General features: G+C 42.8%; 9 protein-coding genes. 7 read left to right on the top strand and 2 right to left on the bottom strand.

Translation table 11 applies throughout. The annotated features are described in order from the left end of the window. The first annotated feature begins 11 nt into the window (after positions 1-11). The 4 genes from Q0791_RS11380 to Q0791_RS11365 all read left to right on the top strand — a co-directional run bounded on the left by Q0791_RS11380 (position 12) and on the right by Q0791_RS11365 (position 7,789). Positions 12-1,280: a sugar MFS transporter gene (locus Q0791_RS11380; RefSeq protein ID WP_299006241.1), complete on the top strand. Its 1,269-nt coding sequence runs from the start codon at positions 12-14 to the stop codon at positions 1,278-1,280. Then, positions 1,277-3,835 (top strand): exo 1,3/1,4-beta-D-glucan glucohydrolase, encoded by a 2,559-nt coding sequence (locus Q0791_RS11375; protein WP_299006237.1) that lies wholly within the window; start codon positions 1,277-1,279, stop codon positions 3,833-3,835. Before Q0791_RS11380 ends, Q0791_RS11375 begins: the two co-directional genes overlap by 4 nt. 134 nt (positions 3,836-3,969) lie before the next feature. Then, the gene (locus Q0791_RS11370; protein ID WP_299006234.1) at positions 3,970-6,654 is read left to right on the top strand and encodes a discoidin domain-containing protein; all 2,685 of its coding nucleotides are present in this window, start codon (positions 3,970-3,972) and stop codon (positions 6,652-6,654) included. 232 nt (positions 6,655-6,886) lie between these two features. Next, the gene (locus tag Q0791_RS11365; RefSeq protein ID WP_299006232.1) at positions 6,887-7,789 is read left to right on the top strand and encodes a hypothetical protein; all 903 of its coding nucleotides are present in this window, start codon (positions 6,887-6,889) and stop codon (positions 7,787-7,789) included. A 376-nt stretch (positions 7,790-8,165) separates the two neighbouring features. Here the strand turns inward: Q0791_RS11365 and Q0791_RS11360 are convergent, their stop codons facing one another. After that, the gene (locus Q0791_RS11360; RefSeq protein ID WP_299006229.1) at positions 8,166-8,543 is read right to left on the bottom strand and encodes a hypothetical protein; all 378 of its coding nucleotides are present in this window, start codon (positions 8,541-8,543) and stop codon (positions 8,166-8,168) included. A 427-nt stretch (positions 8,544-8,970) separates the two neighbouring features. Between Q0791_RS11360 and Q0791_RS11355 the strand changes: the two genes are divergently transcribed. The 3 genes from Q0791_RS11355 (at position 8,971) to hda (ending at position 12,307) form a co-directional block, all read left to right on the top strand. Then, positions 8,971-9,984, top strand: coding sequence for an endonuclease/exonuclease/phosphatase family protein (locus Q0791_RS11355; protein ID WP_299006227.1), 1,014 nt, complete (start codon positions 8,971-8,973; stop codon positions 9,982-9,984). A 266-nt stretch (positions 9,985-10,250) separates the two neighbouring features. Further along, positions 10,251-11,540 carry a DUF2066 domain-containing protein gene (locus Q0791_RS11350; RefSeq protein WP_299006224.1) on the top strand — a complete coding sequence of 430 codons (1,290 nt, stop codon included), beginning with the start codon at positions 10,251-10,253 and terminating at the stop codon, positions 11,538-11,540. Positions 11,541-11,596: 56 nt separating this feature from the next. Beyond that, entirely contained in the window at positions 11,597-12,307 is a 711-nt protein-coding gene (gene hda, locus Q0791_RS11345; protein ID WP_298773513.1) for a DnaA inactivator Hda, read from the top strand. Between the two features lie 123 nt (positions 12,308-12,430). Here hda and Q0791_RS11340 read toward each other — a convergent pair whose 3' ends face one another. After that, entirely contained in the window at positions 12,431-14,500 is a 2,070-nt protein-coding gene (locus Q0791_RS11340; protein WP_299006221.1) for a hypothetical protein, read from the bottom strand. Positions 14,501-14,955: the final 455 nt, after the last annotated feature.

The raw sequence follows: 14,955 nt of genomic DNA, 5'->3' as shown, positions 1-14,955 counted from the left end.
GATTTTTTATTATGGCAGGAATATCGGTAACCTCTGAGTCTAACCAGGCCATCGCTGCAGGGACATCATCAGGAAAACAGCGATTTGCACTGGTTTCATTAACGTCGCTCTTTTTTATGTGGGGCGCCATTACGTGTTTAAATGATATTTTAATTCCGTATTTAAGAGACAGTTTCGCCTTATCTTATACCCAAGCCATGTTAGTGCAGTTTTGTTTTTTTGGCGCATATTTTCTCGTGTCTGTGCCAGCGGGAGCATTAGTGGGACGTATTGGATATAAAAAAGGCATTATTACGGGATTAATACTTGCTAGTAGTGGTTGTGCATTGTTTTATCCCGCCGCAGAGGTGGGAGTGTATGGCTTGTTTTTACTTGCGCTGTTTGTGCTGGCATCGGGGATCACAATATTACAAGTCTCGGCGAATCCTTATGTCAGTGCTTTGGGAGACGCTAAAACGGCGTCTGCTCGTTTAACTATGGTACAAGCCTTTAATGCATTGGGCACGACGGTAGCGCCTTTTTTTGGAGCTTGGCTGATTTTAAGTGGCGCGGAAACATTGAATGCTTCCGCGGTCAAAATGCCGTATTTACTCATTGCGGTGACTTTATTGGCGTTAGCGGCCATTATTGCCTTTCTCAAATTACCGGATTTAGGCAAAAGTGCCTCTGGCAGTATTTCTGTGTCAAAGGCCCTTGAATTTCGGCATTTGAAGTTAGGGGCGATAGGGATTTTTCTGTATGTGGGCGCCGAGGTCTCCATTGGCAGTTTTCTCATTAACTTTTTAAACGATCCCAATATCGCAGGCCTTGAAGAATCACAAGCCGCACGTTTTATAGCCTATTACTGGGGTGGCGCTATGGTCGGGCGATTCATTGGTGCCTTTGTGATGCAATATATTTCAGCCAGTAAAGTGCTCGCCACGAATGCGGCTATGGCTATTCTGCTGGTGACATTGGCCATAGTGTTTGATGGGGCTGTCGCTATGTGGTCAATTCTCGCAGTGGGATTGTTCAACTCTATCATGTTTCCCACCATTTTTAGTTTGGCGATTAACAAATTAGGGGATGCCACTAGCCATGGCGCGGGAGTGTTATGTTTGGCTATCGTAGGTGGCGCTATAGTGCCATTGCTGCAAGGTGTCTTAGCCGATGCCATAGGGGTGCAATTAGCCTTTATTCTTCCCATTTTTTGTTATGGCTTTATTTTTTATTATGGCGCAAAAGGCGCTAAGCCTATGCCTCTTTCGGCCGATGGGCAGGCCAAGGAGTGTTTATCATGATAAAGCCGATATTATGGGTATCGAGCTTGAGTGTGCTGATGTCTTGCTCGACTGCGGTCCTTGATACAAATTCAAAAGTGTCGAGTGAGCAGTATGATTTATCCATTTGGCCTCAACAGGTAGCCAAAGCTAATATTGATCCTGCGTTAGAGGCAAAAGTCACTCAGCTTGTGAAAGGGATGAGTATTGAACAGAAAGTAGCGCAAATGATCCAACCTGAGATACGCGACATTACTGTGAATGATATGCGCCGTTATGGGTTTGGATCTTACTTAAATGGTGGCGGCGCTTTTCCTCAAAATAATAAACATGCCAGTGTTGAGCAATGGGTCGACTTGGCTGAAGCCATGTATCAAGCCTCTATTGATGATTCATTAGATGGTAGCCGTATTCCGACTATGTGGGGAACCGATGCCGTACATGGTCACAATAATGTGATTGGTGCCACCTTGTTTCCCCATAATATTGGTTTGGGGGCGGCCAATAATCCTGAGTTGATGAAAAAAATTGCGCAAGTGACTGCCACAGAGGTCATGATAACAGGTATAGATTGGGTGTTTGCGCCCACAGTGGCGACAGTGAGAGACGATAGATGGGGGCGCACTTATGAAGGTTTCTCAGAAGATCCTGATATTGTTAAGCGTTATGCATCGGCTATTGTGACGGGTCTACAAGGCAGTCTCAATGATGATTTTCTGACTGAAGATCGTGTGATCAGTACAGTGAAGCATTTTTTAGGGGATGGTGGCACGATTAAAGGGGATGACCAAGGCAATAATATTGCTTCAGAACAAGTGTTATTTGATGTGCATGCACAAGGCTATGTGGGAGGACTCAGTGCAGGGGCGCAGACCGTCATGGCCTCTTTTAATAGTTGGCAGAACAATAAAATACATGGCAGCGAGTATTTATTAACTCAAGTGCTTAAAGAGCAAATGGGATTTGATGGTTTTGTGGTAGGGGATTGGAATGGTCATGGACAAATCCCTGGCTGCGACAATACCAGTTGTCCACAAGCTATTATCGCTGGGCTTGATGTGTTTATGGCTCCGACAAAAACATGGAAACCTTTATTAGAAAATACCGTCGCACAAGTTAAAAGCGGGATCATTCCGATGGCGCGTATTGATGATGCGGTTTCACGTATTTTGCGGGTTAAATTAAGGGCAAATTTATTTGATAAACCGAGTCCTGCTAAGCGTCCTTTATCCGGTAAAACCGCCTTAATCGGCAGTGAGTCTCATCGCATGCTTGCTCAGCAAGCGGTGAGAGAGTCTTTGGTTTTACTTAAGAATAATCATGATCTTTTGCCACTATCCCCGAAACTTTCTGTGCTGGTGGCGGGGGATGGAGCGAATAACATAGGTAAGCAGGCAGGAGGATGGAGCATTACTTGGCAGGGCACCAATAATCAAAACAAAGACTTTCCCAGTGGTAGCTCCATTTTTGATGGCTTAGCTGAACAAATTCGAGCCGCGGGTGGGCGTGTTGAACTCAACGAACAAGGTGAGTTCACCCAAAAACCGGATGTGGCTATTGTGGTATTTGGTGAGACGCCTTACGCCGAAGGTGTGGGGGATCGTGATCACCTTGCTTATCAACTGGAGACAAAAAGGGATCTGTCATTACTGAGGCGTTTAAAAGCCCAAGGGATCCCTGTGGTATCGGTTTTTATCAGCGGCAGACCTATGTGGGTGAATGCTGAAATCAATGCCAGTGATGCCTTTGTTGCGGCTTGGTTGCCAGGAACGGAAGGGAAAGCCATTAGTGATGTGCTACTGACTGATGCAAAAGGGGCGATTCAGTCGGATTTTAAGGGTAAGTTGTCATTTTCTTGGCCCAATGATCCCCTGCAAACGGTGAATAAAGGCGATGCGAATTATCAGCCCTTATTTCCTTATGGGTATGGATTAACCTATGAGCAATCTCATTTTCTAGCCAATACCTTAAATGACACCTTTGATGCCGATATGCAATTGTCCCAAGGAACGCCGCTGTTTATGGGCAAAGTCATGGCGCCTTGGAAAATGTTACTGATTTCTGACGGGCAAAAAGTACCTATTCAGTCCAATAGTCAGCGTCTACCTGGCATTGGCTACCGCACCATCGATGATAGGGTGCAAGAAGATGCGTTTAGATTAACCTTAGATGGCAGCCAACAAGCGGGCATCAAGTTTGTCAGTGCTCAAGGAAATAAAGAAGATCTTTCGGCGGTATTGACGCATCCATCGGTTTTAACCCTCATCATTAAAAAGGACAGTGAGGTGACTGGGCCACTTTATTTATCGATGGATTGTCAATCAAAGCATAACAATCAGGCCCCTTGCCGCGCCAGCATTGATATTGCTCAGCAGTTGGCTCAGCGTCAGTCTGGAGAATGGGTGAATGTGTCGATTGACTTACAATACTTTTTGGATAAAGGGGTCGAATTAACGGATATCACTTCGCCCTTTGAACTGGTTTCACCAGCGCCGATATCACTGTCTATTCGGGATATTCAGTTGACCTCAGGGTTATTGAGCCAAGATGTGAGTTCACCAGTTAATTTGTTTTAATTTCTGTTTGCTTAACCTGATGTGATGTCAGGAATATTCCTTGTTTTGTCGTCAAGTCAACATAGATATGCCGTGTTATTGCTCAGTAATGACTCGGTATATTATTCCTTAAAAGATTAACTCGAGGCCAACATATGAAAGTGAATGCAAAGGCAAGAGCGGTACTGTTCATAATAAAAGTAAGCTTGTTTATTTTAGCATTATCGCAAAGCGTGCAGGCAAAAACCTTAGTATGGGAAGAGGAGTTTGATCAGCCAAGATTAGATCAGAGTATCTGGACATTTGATGTGGGTAACAGTGGTTTCGGGAATAGCGAATTGCAAACTTATACCGATGATACTGATAATGTCTTTATTGAAGATGGAAAGCTGGTGATCCAAGTGACTGAAAATGGGCAGGGAGGATTTCATTCTGCTCGGCTTAAAACCATAGGAAGGATGACTTATCAATATGGCACCATTGAAGCACGCATTAAATTGCCGGATTTAAATGCGGGATTATGGCCCGCTTTTTGGCAGTTAGGTGGTGATTTTGGACAAGTGGGTTGGCCTCATTGTGGTGAGATAGATATTTTGGAAGCGGGGATGGCTTCGGCGCTGTTAAAAGGCAAAGTCAATGAGGAATTATCGGGGGCGTTTCATTGGTGGCATGAGTCCAATGAATACACGGGGCCGGCTTCATACGGCCAGATAAAAGGTTTGTTTGATGACTTTGAACTCGATGACGATTTACAAGGGTATCATACCTATGGCATGACATGGACACCCACGCATATCAGCATCTGGATTGATGATGAGGCCAACGAAGTGATCAGCATCGACAGTAGCGAGCCGGCTTTTAGTGCGTTTAATCAACCGCATTTTTTGATTTTAAACATGGCGGTGGGAGGAATATTTCCCGACATTTATGATAATGCTTATATTACCGCACCTATGCCTGCCAAGATGTGGGTAGATTCTATTCGCATTTATGATAATGACTCCCCTGAATATCAAACCCAAATCCATTTTGCTGAGCAAAGTGCGCAAACGGGCTATGTGGGCATTTTTTCTGAAGGGGAGCATATTGATAGTCATTTACGTTTTGGCACCGATGCCGAGCTTTATGTTTGGAATAACATGCAGGCCAGCGAGGCGTCCACGCCAGCGGAAGGCAATGATGTGCTTAATTTTGAAGTCGGTACAGGTAGCTGGTATGGATTAGGCGTTTATTTGCATGATAATTTAAATATGATGCATCATCAAAATGGCTATTTACACTTTCAAATGAAAACCACTCATACGGGGACTATTGGTATCGGTTTGGCAAGTGCTGGTGCTGGGGATGCGTGGATTGATTTAATCGACGGGGAAACGGATTTTGGATTGATTCGAGATGGCCAGTGGCATTTAGTGAGTATTCCATTGAGCTTGTTAGGTGTTGATTTTAATACTCTATCACAAGCCTTTATGTTAAAAGGTGATGCACCGACAGCGGCATTTGAATTGGCCATTGATGATATTTATTTCAGTCCTAGTGTCGCGAAGGAAGCACCCGACAATACCTTAGTGCTATATAGTGATACTCAAAGTGGTGATTCCACATTTGAACTGGGCTTAGACGGGGAGCTGTACATATGGGAAGACACGTTAGCGGCAATGCCTGCTACGCCTTATGAGGGGGATAATGGCTTGTCATATCAATCAACAGGCGCAGGTTGGTATGGCCTGTCATTTACAGCAAAGCATTATTATGATTTATCACAGTTTAGCGGTGAGTCGAGCTTGCTTCATTTTTCCATGAAAACGACGTCTTCGGCGTCATTTTTTATTGGTATGAAAAGTGGCAGTATGAAAGATATTGGCCAAAAATGGATTGCGTTTACGCCCGGCAGCGATCCTGATGGTTTTTCCCGTGATGGTCAGTGGCATGAAGTGACTATTCCGATGACGGATTTTAGTGGTGAAGTCGATTTAAGCAATGTGATCCAATTATTTGAGCTTTTTGGTGTGGGCAATGAACTGAGTGACATAGAAATTGATCATATTTATTTTACTCAAGGTGTGAGTGATCTGCCTGAGCCTGGCACTAAGGATTTAATTGCACAAGCTGAGATTTTCGCCAGCTCGGAAATGCAGCCCGCCGCTTTTGCCATAGATGCAAACATGGGCAGTCGCTGGGAGAGTGTTCACGGAGAGAGCAATGTTTGGCTCAGTCTCGATTTAGGTCAAGCTGAGCGAGTCAATCAATTAAAGATACACTGGGAAACGGCAAATGCGAAAGCCTATAAAATAGAAGGCAGTCTTGATAATTTGAATTGGACCGAACTGGCGCACTTTAATGATGGCGTTATGGGGCAGCGCAGTGATGTTTTTACGCTATCGGGTGAATATCAATTTATTCGCATTAATGCTATTGAGCGCAGTACTCAATATGGGTATTCGATTTGGGAACTTGAATTAACAGGTGGTGAGCCACAACCTAGTGTGACCGCGAGTTCACAATTGCAGAGTGTGGATTTACTCCTTGATGGGAATATGGATACGCGCTGGGAAAGTGAACATGGCCTCGATGAGGTGAGTGTGCAACTGGATTTACACACAGAGCAATTTATCAGTTATTTATATATCGACTGGGAAATGGCCAGTGCGGCCAGCTATCGTTTATTAGGGAGTCTCGATGGTGAGACTTGGAAGGAAGTGAAAGTGTTTTCAAATCTCAGCGCTGGGGCGCGAAGAGATATTATTGATATCAATGGACACTATCGATATTTAACACTGGAGGCGACGGAGCGCAGTACCCAATATGGCTATTCGATTTGGGAAATGAGCCTTCATTAATGCAGGTTTCTGAGTACTAAATTCATATAATAAGTGCAATACTCATGGGTGAGCAGCTGATGTTTGCTCACTTAATCATTTTAATGACATTTCATCGAATTTTAACTTGCTTGCTAAACGAATGTCTAAATTTGCTATTAACACTTTTTGATAGGTTTTTCTTTTTTAGGAAGAAGCGCAGGGAAAAAGCCCGTAATATCTTTTTAAATTAATTATTTTAAAGGATATTTTTATGGGCTTTTCTAGTGTACAGTCCCCAGCTGGGGACACATTTATCAGTGGTATGGCGATGGATTGGGCGACGGGGAATACGCTTCAACGCTCGTTACAATCATTGGTGTTATCTGTTGATAAGTTCTTATTGACCCATTGCCCTAAGCTGGCGGTTTGTACAGAAACATACCATGAAACCATGGATGCCTTTAAAGGCATGGTTGACTTTCAAATTCAGCGTGAAAACAATCCTGCTAAGTGCGCCAGTCCTGCTGAAAATGCTAAGTTTGTCGATAATGCGCTGACCTTTTTTGAAAATGTGGCTCTCTATAGTGAGAATCCTGATGAAATCATCGCACACAGCGCCAGATTAAAGGCGATTGTGACTCAGCAGGGCCCTAGCGAATTGTCATTTAAGTTAATCGGTATGCGTGAGTTTGCGTCTGATGAAGAAAAGACGTATAGCTTTTCGACTCAGGGATATTATTTAATGACTTCAGCTCAATATGAGAGAATGCAGTTTATTGATGATCTTAAGGAAGATATTGCTCCTGCTTACAGGGCTGCTGTGACTGAGTATCATCATGCTGCAGCGGATAATGAATATGGGGCAAACAATAATAACAATAACGACTCAGTTAATAGAGATATTCACCCCGAACTGTCAAATCACAGTGGATTAAGACAGAGGTTTTTAAGCTCTGCATCGATGAGCTCTATGGGTTCTATGAGTTCGTTAAATTCTATGAATACAGTACATTCAGATAGTAGCGCATCTTTGGCTTCCACTGCTTCAAGTTCTGTATCAAGCTTAGCGCCAACTAACAGCTTAGGGGGCTATCAAGAACAGATAAATAAAACCGATAATATATTAGATCAATACAAGGATATATTAGCTCAACATAGATTGGGAAAGGCTTGATCGCTTTTTGATCTTACATAAGATTGAGTGAACCTTGTTGGTTAGCACAGTAAGGGCGTCCCTTTACTTTGATGCCCGTACCTAGGGTTCTGTGAGAAGGATGAGGCACTATCGTCTCATCCTACTCTATGTTTCGGTATTTTTAAATAACCTGAATTCGGGATAAGCAGCGCCGCTTAATAGCACTATTTCTGCCGTTATCTGTGTTGTGCTTTCTACTAATAGCCTGCTATTAGGTACGAAATCACGCCTTGATATCGACAAAAATTGCAGTATTAAGCCAAGTTCGAAAATAAAGAATGACCCAATTTCATTCAATCTTTTGATATTAAATGGGTTACCTCACATTTTTGACACTCATTATCCCGAGTTCAGGTTAAGGGTATATAGAGGCATAAGGCCGTAAGGTGGCATAATCAAAATTAAGGTTCATCATGAGTCTTTCATTGGCTTCAATATGCCCTGTTTTGACAAACTGACATGAGGAATAGGTGGACAGCGCGGCTTCTTCAAAATACCCCTGTGGATTAGAGTCTATGACTTCCATATTCACAGGAAAACCCTCTTTATCCAGTGAATAAGCTAATAGAACCCAGCCTTTAATTTGTTCTTTTACTGCAAGTGTTGGTATTGATTGTGTGTGATCGCAATCGATTGGAGAGGCTTTTGCTATGATTTCAGGTGCATCCCTTGAATCTGTACAAACACAAGCTGATAGGCTAAGTGCGCTAACTAATAGAATGAAGTACTTCATAAATCCCTCCCTAGAAATTGACCATGCCAACTTTGACTATTCCAAACAAAGTGTCCAAACAAAGTGTCCAATTAAAGTGCCAGATGATTTTTACTTTTAATTGTTTTGCATTCAACACATCAAACTATTAACAAATGAACGAGTTTAAATATTTAATGTTACTTTTACATAAATTACAAGTTTACTTTTTGATTTTGGTTGTTATTTGGGCGATTAAAGGGGGGCATCTATTTTAAGAGGGCACTTTTAGCATTTTTTATGGGATTCTCTGTTCTTTATTTTGATCTTTTTAACTTTTTGTTCACATGTCAGTATGCTTTTATTAAAAATAGTTAATGAAGTGGCTTAAAAAGATATCGATAATATTTTTAAACCATTTCTGTCATTTTGTTACTCATCTTCACTGGAATATTAAAGGATATAATGAATGAAAAAGTATTTTGTTATCGCTATGCTTTCCATGCTGAGTCACAGTGCATTTGCATTGTGTTGGGATTATGAATTTACTCCTCTGGGCACTAAAAGTACCAATGGCTTTGATTATCAAGAAGCAGGTGCACCCAGCTACAATGATGCCCAATCAGGGCAGTTTGATGTGGTGACATATAATGTAGATGGTTTTCCCAATTGTATTGGTGGTAATACAAAAAGTGATTTTAAAGCCTTGTTATCAAAGTTGAATACTGCAAGCTATGACATAGTCCTATTACAAGAAGTGTTCAGCCCGGATAAGCATGATTTCCTCAAAGATGAAGAACGTATCGAAGTGACTCATTACCCATATCGTTCTAAGCATTGGCGAGGGGGGATCATTTCTTATGGAGATGGTTTATTACGTTTATCTAAGTTTCCTTTTGACATGAATAATCGTGATGATGATGATTATTCATTATCAAGCTTTGAGTCGGAAGAATTTGTGTCATGTCATGGTGATTTAACTGATACCAGTCCCGACTGTTTAACTGAGAAAGGCTTCACTGTGGCCAAAATGGAAGTTAATCAAGGATTTGAAGTCCATGTTTATAATACCCATATGGATGCCGGACGCAGTGACTATGATATGGAGGCCAGACGTGGGCAAATGCAACAATTGGCCGACTTTATCAGTGCGTACTCCAGCGATGCCAGCATAGTATTGGCGGGGGATTTTAATCTTAAATGGGCCGATCATTCGCAAGCCAGTGCACATCAAGCAATTTGGGAAGACTTCTTATCACAAACAGGCATAAGACTGGCCTGCCAAGATTTGATTCAGGGAGACGATACCAGTATCGCTTATTGCAGTGAGCATGAGCGGGCAAATACAGATCAAATTGGTTATGCCAATCGCAGTGACACCCATACCTTAACCTTAAGTGATTATTATGAATTGACTCAGTTTACTGAGCTTAGCGATCATGAACCTATGTATGCGTCTTTTACTTGGGTTAAGAATGATTAGATCTGATTGAATGCTTAACAAGCTTAATGCCAGAGGTGCGATGCTTTATCCTGTTGTAGGCATTTTTTAATTCATCTGCAGTGTGAAATAGGAATAATTAGGTAAAAAACTGAACTCGTAAGAAGATGGAAGATGCGATGGAGAAAAGCACTTTATTAATGATAACTGACAAGCATAAAGAACACAGGGGGTAAAATCATTTTATTGTGATACAATTTTGCTACTCTTGAGTTATTGCTAAGTCACCAAAGATGCTGAACATTCCAATGCATAGTAAGTTAGCGCAAAAAAAACTAGCGCAGAAAGTCATGGTTAAGTTACCGCTTTTATTGTTAAGTACTCTCGTTATTTTTTCTTCTAGTCTATCGGCTGCCGAAGTCACTCAATTGGATGAGAGCCTTGTCAGTGTGGATAATCGCTCTACCGAGCAGCGAAATGTTGGCATTAAACAAGCCTTTGATAATGTAGTGCTTAAAAACTCCGGTTTGCAAAGTGCCCTTAAAAATCCATTAGTTGTGGCCAAACATAATGATCCTAATGCTCTGATGACACAGTATGGTTATCAGGAAAAAGAAGGGCAATTATACCTTAAGGTGAATTTCGATAATCGCCGCATTGTGGATTTGCTTAGGCAAGCCAACTTACCCGTTTGGGGAAAACAGCGTCCTTTGACTTTAATTTGGCTCGTCAGCGATGATGACAATGGTCAACGCCAAATTATCAGTGATGAGTCTACTAGTCAGATTAAAAGTGATTTTTCTCGTCAAGCCGATAATCGAGGCATGCCTTTTCTTTTTCCTTTGATGGATCTTGATGATTCAATGCGCATTAGTGTGAGCGATGTGAGAGGCATGTTCGTTGATACGGTTGCACAGGCGTCCCGTCGTTATCAAGCTGACTTCTTTATTATGGCATCGATTGCTAACAGCAGTAATGGAGTGGACTATACACTCAACCTGTATTCTAAAATGGGCGATGGGGTGTCAAGTGCGCCTTTGGTGTCTATCAGCAGTGATGCACAGAATGTGGATTCGGCCATTAGTGCCATGATGGCTAAAGTCAGTGAATATTATGTGGATCAGTATGCGGCAGTGGATTCGGGTTCACAACTTATGACAAAAGTGACCTTCTCTGGTGTGAATACCATTAAACAGATGGTGGATCTAGAACACTATATAGAGCAGTTACGCGCGATCAAATCAGCGCAACTGGTGCAAATGAAAGGCGACACTGTGACTTATGATTTTTCGCTCTTTAGTACTCAAGCCGATTTATTTCGTGTGATGGATTTAGAGCCGAGATTAACACCGCTTTCTAAAGCGGCTGAGCCTAAAATGGCGGCCATGAGTGATACAAGCTTGGAGAACAATACCGCTTCTTATTCTGCTTATTCTGATAGTGGTAGTGATAGCAATAGTGGCTATGCGTCTTCAAATAGGGGAGCGACTCTAGGCAGAGGAATGGATACTTCCCTGTCAGCGGGAACACCAACAGAGAGTCAAAATGGGGTTTCAGCGCCTGTTGCCGCCACGATTTATCAATGGAAAGGACATTAGTGGCTGTGCATGTTAACATAGGGTCAGTAAACAATAACGTATTGAGACTTATCTGAGTGAAGTCAAGTTCACCTTTACAATTGTCATTGCCTGTATCTCTGCCTGATGATGAAACTTTTCACAGTTATTATCCGGCTGCAGGTAATGATGAACTGATCCAAAGCTTGCAAGATTGTGCACAAGGAAAAGCCAAACAAGCCGTTTTTGTTTGGGGGCCAGAAAAATCAGGTCGCACCCATTTAATGCATGCTGCTTGTGCTCAGGCAAACGATTTAGGCCGCAGCAGCTTTTATATTCCTTTGGGGATCCATGCCAGTATATCTACAGCACTGTTAGAAGGGTTAGAGAATATCGACTTAGTGTGTATCGATGATGTGGATGCCATTGCTGGTCATCCACTGTGGGAAGAAGCCATTTTTGATCTGTATAATCGGCTTATCGAGCAAGATCACAGTGCTTTGATTGTCAGTGCAAAAGTTTCTGCTACCGATTCGGGGTTTGTATTACCGGATTTAGTTTCACGTATGCAGTGGGGACTCAATTATCAGTTACAGCCCATGGCGGACGATGAAAAACTTGCAGCCTTGCAAAGGCGTTCTGCCATGCGAGGCTTACAATTGCCCGATGATGTGGGGCGGTTTTTATTAAATCGTCTCGCGCGGGATCTCAGAACCTTATTTGATGTATTGGATAGACTCGATAAAGCGTCACTCATTCACCAGAGAAAGTTGACCATTCCTTTTGTTAAGGAAATGTTGCGGCTGTAGTGTGTAAGGTCGCTTTTTGTACTGATAAGCTTTGAGACTCAAGCGGTTTAGCGCTTACATCTTCAAATCATTTAAATATAAAAAGGCCATAGAATATGAACTATGGCCTTTGTCATGTTGAACTTAACGCTGACCACTGAGCTTTAAAGGGGGATGAGGGCGATGCTTGTCTACCATCATTGGGCTATTAGGTTTTGCCATAAGCTGATCGTGTTTATCAAGGGCATTGTCTTTATTTTTTTCATTTTGCTTGTTCGAGGGATTGAGCGTTTGCGTTAAGCTTTGTGCCCAAGTGGATCCTGAGGTTAACTCAATGGGCGCAGGTAGCGCACTTTGGATCACTTGCGCATCGATAGTGGGTAAAATAGAGGCGCCAATCAGCGCAAATCGTTCAGAGACTTTTTCTTCACCAATGCGGCCACGTTGTCCCCAACTGAGGGTGATATTATTGGCCGTCGCGTTAGCCGGTTTATCGGTAACGGCAATGTCTCTTTGAATGCCAAAACGATAGCTCATCATGGCTTCTTCAAATAACATGGCCATGTCTTCTTGTTGGCTGCTATAAGCATAATAAGCATTAGCATGATCTTGACTAAAAAAGCCACTGACATCATTGGGTGTGTAAGCTTGCTGTGTGCTGCTTGCCTCTTCCCCTCTAAAACTCACGTTAGCTAAGTCGAGCAGAGGTTCACTGGTCAGTGGACTTTGTTGCATCAGTTTCGTTGAAATCAATAAGTCTGCATTGCTTATCCATTCAAAGTCATCGATGAGTCTGGGGCCTTGTAATTGGCTATGGAGTTCTACAGGAAAATAGTCATTAGCGTGAGCGAGTTCATGGTATAGCAAAGAGGCAAGATCAGAAGTGAGAGAATCAAGGGAGCGTGCCCCTCTATTGGCGATAGAGTAATATTCAGAAGCATAATCATTATTCTTGACGTATCGCCAAGGGATCAAGAAATTAAGCGACTCACCAAACTGACTGCGATAATCGGGCTCTTCACTAATGGTATCGCGTTCATTCGCTGTGAGCCATAAATTGTCAGGATCTAAGTAAATCGCGCCCGTTAACGCCCAATAAAAAGAGGGGCGAATATCGCTGCTGATCACTATGGCGGTCACAGACTGTAATAAAGTTAAAAAATCCCCTTGTGGATCCATCTGCTCAAGAAATTGCATAAAGTTATCTCCCATCCATTGGTGGGAAACCAGTAAACGATTGCTAATCGCTGCTTTCATGGCATTTTGGCTGCTTTGCTGGCCAATGAGCGGCAGGCTTGATAATAAACAAGGCTGGGTTAGCGTGTTGCTATACACACATTGCTCCAAGGTGGCCGCGTAGGGAGAGTTAGCATTATAGGCAAAAGTGCGTGTTAAAGGAGAGGGAAAATAATGGGAGGTGATGGCCTCTTCTTTGGTGATCAGCACATGGACATCATCGATAACCGTCTCACCATTAATAGTGGCAATGGCGCGTAGCGAGCTTAAAGTATCCTTTGTGACACTGGGGGCAGCAAAAAGAGGGCGGTCGATTTGCGTAAAGTCAACTAAGATATTTGGGCCCGCAGCTATACACCAAGTTAAATTCGTCATGGCAGCCGTGTCACTCATTAAATGATGACGTAAGCTGACTAAGCTCCCCTGCGTGGCTTGATGGCTGACTCTGACTTGTGCGTTAAGGTTTTTGACTCCACTGACATTAATATTCAGGGTTTCTTGCCAAGTTTGAGGAGTCGAATCTTGAGCAGGATACTTTTCGACGACATTGACTTGCAGCGTATAAGTGCCTTCGCTTGCGGGCTCAAAGGCTAACAAAGGGCTATGGGGGGAGAGTAAGGTGAGTGGCTCGCCGCTTAACTGTTGCCAGTGATATTGGTAGTTGGCGCTGTTGTTTGGCATTTTCGCTAAAATGGCACCTGACTGCTCAGCATAATAGTCAGGTTCGACTTGAAATTGCAGTGCAGGATCTGTGTTGACAAGTGTCCATTGTATATCATTGGCTGCTTGTCCGCTTAAGGTGTCACATCCAGCAAGGCTGGCGCCAATATTGCCAGTGGGCGTGTCGTTATCGAGATGATTATTGCTGTTATTATTGGCGCTGTCATTATTGAGATCATCGCCCCCACCGCCGCAGGCTGTGATAGCGAAAGTGAGGGTTAAGCCCATCATCAGGCGAGAAAAAGAGATCCGTTCCATTTGTGGTTTTTCCTTATTATAGGGTGATAGTAGGAATTAAGAGTCAGTGTCAGTTGTCAGTTGTAAGGGTAAACAATCTATTCTACCTGTTTTTACAGTAATGTAACATAAGTTGTAACATAGGTTGTAACATAGGCTGTGACATAGAATGAAACATAGAATGTCGCATAAAAATAATATAAATAAGGGGAGTTGGGAATGTTGGGGAGAGTGTTGTGAGTTTCCACTCACAGTCGGGGAGATTAAATATTAAGCTTCGCTTATATAGAACATCGTGAGTTCCCACTCACAGAGGGCCAAAGGGGATTGCTGCCGCAGTCTTTTGTGCGAATACAAAAATAACGCGCCGTGAATATGTCCCTATAGGCTCAAACGGAAACATATATGGACACCTCACTTAATACAAGTGATACTTTTGAGTAACTATGGGTAAAACTGCATACGTATATCCGGCC

This window comes from uncultured Shewanella sp., from assembly GCF_947495455.1.
In the GTDB taxonomy this organism is placed as follows: Bacteria; Pseudomonadota; Gammaproteobacteria; order Enterobacterales; family Shewanellaceae; genus Shewanella.
Note: the sequence above shows the minus strand (reverse complement) of the source record. Positions and strands in the feature narration are given on the sequence as shown.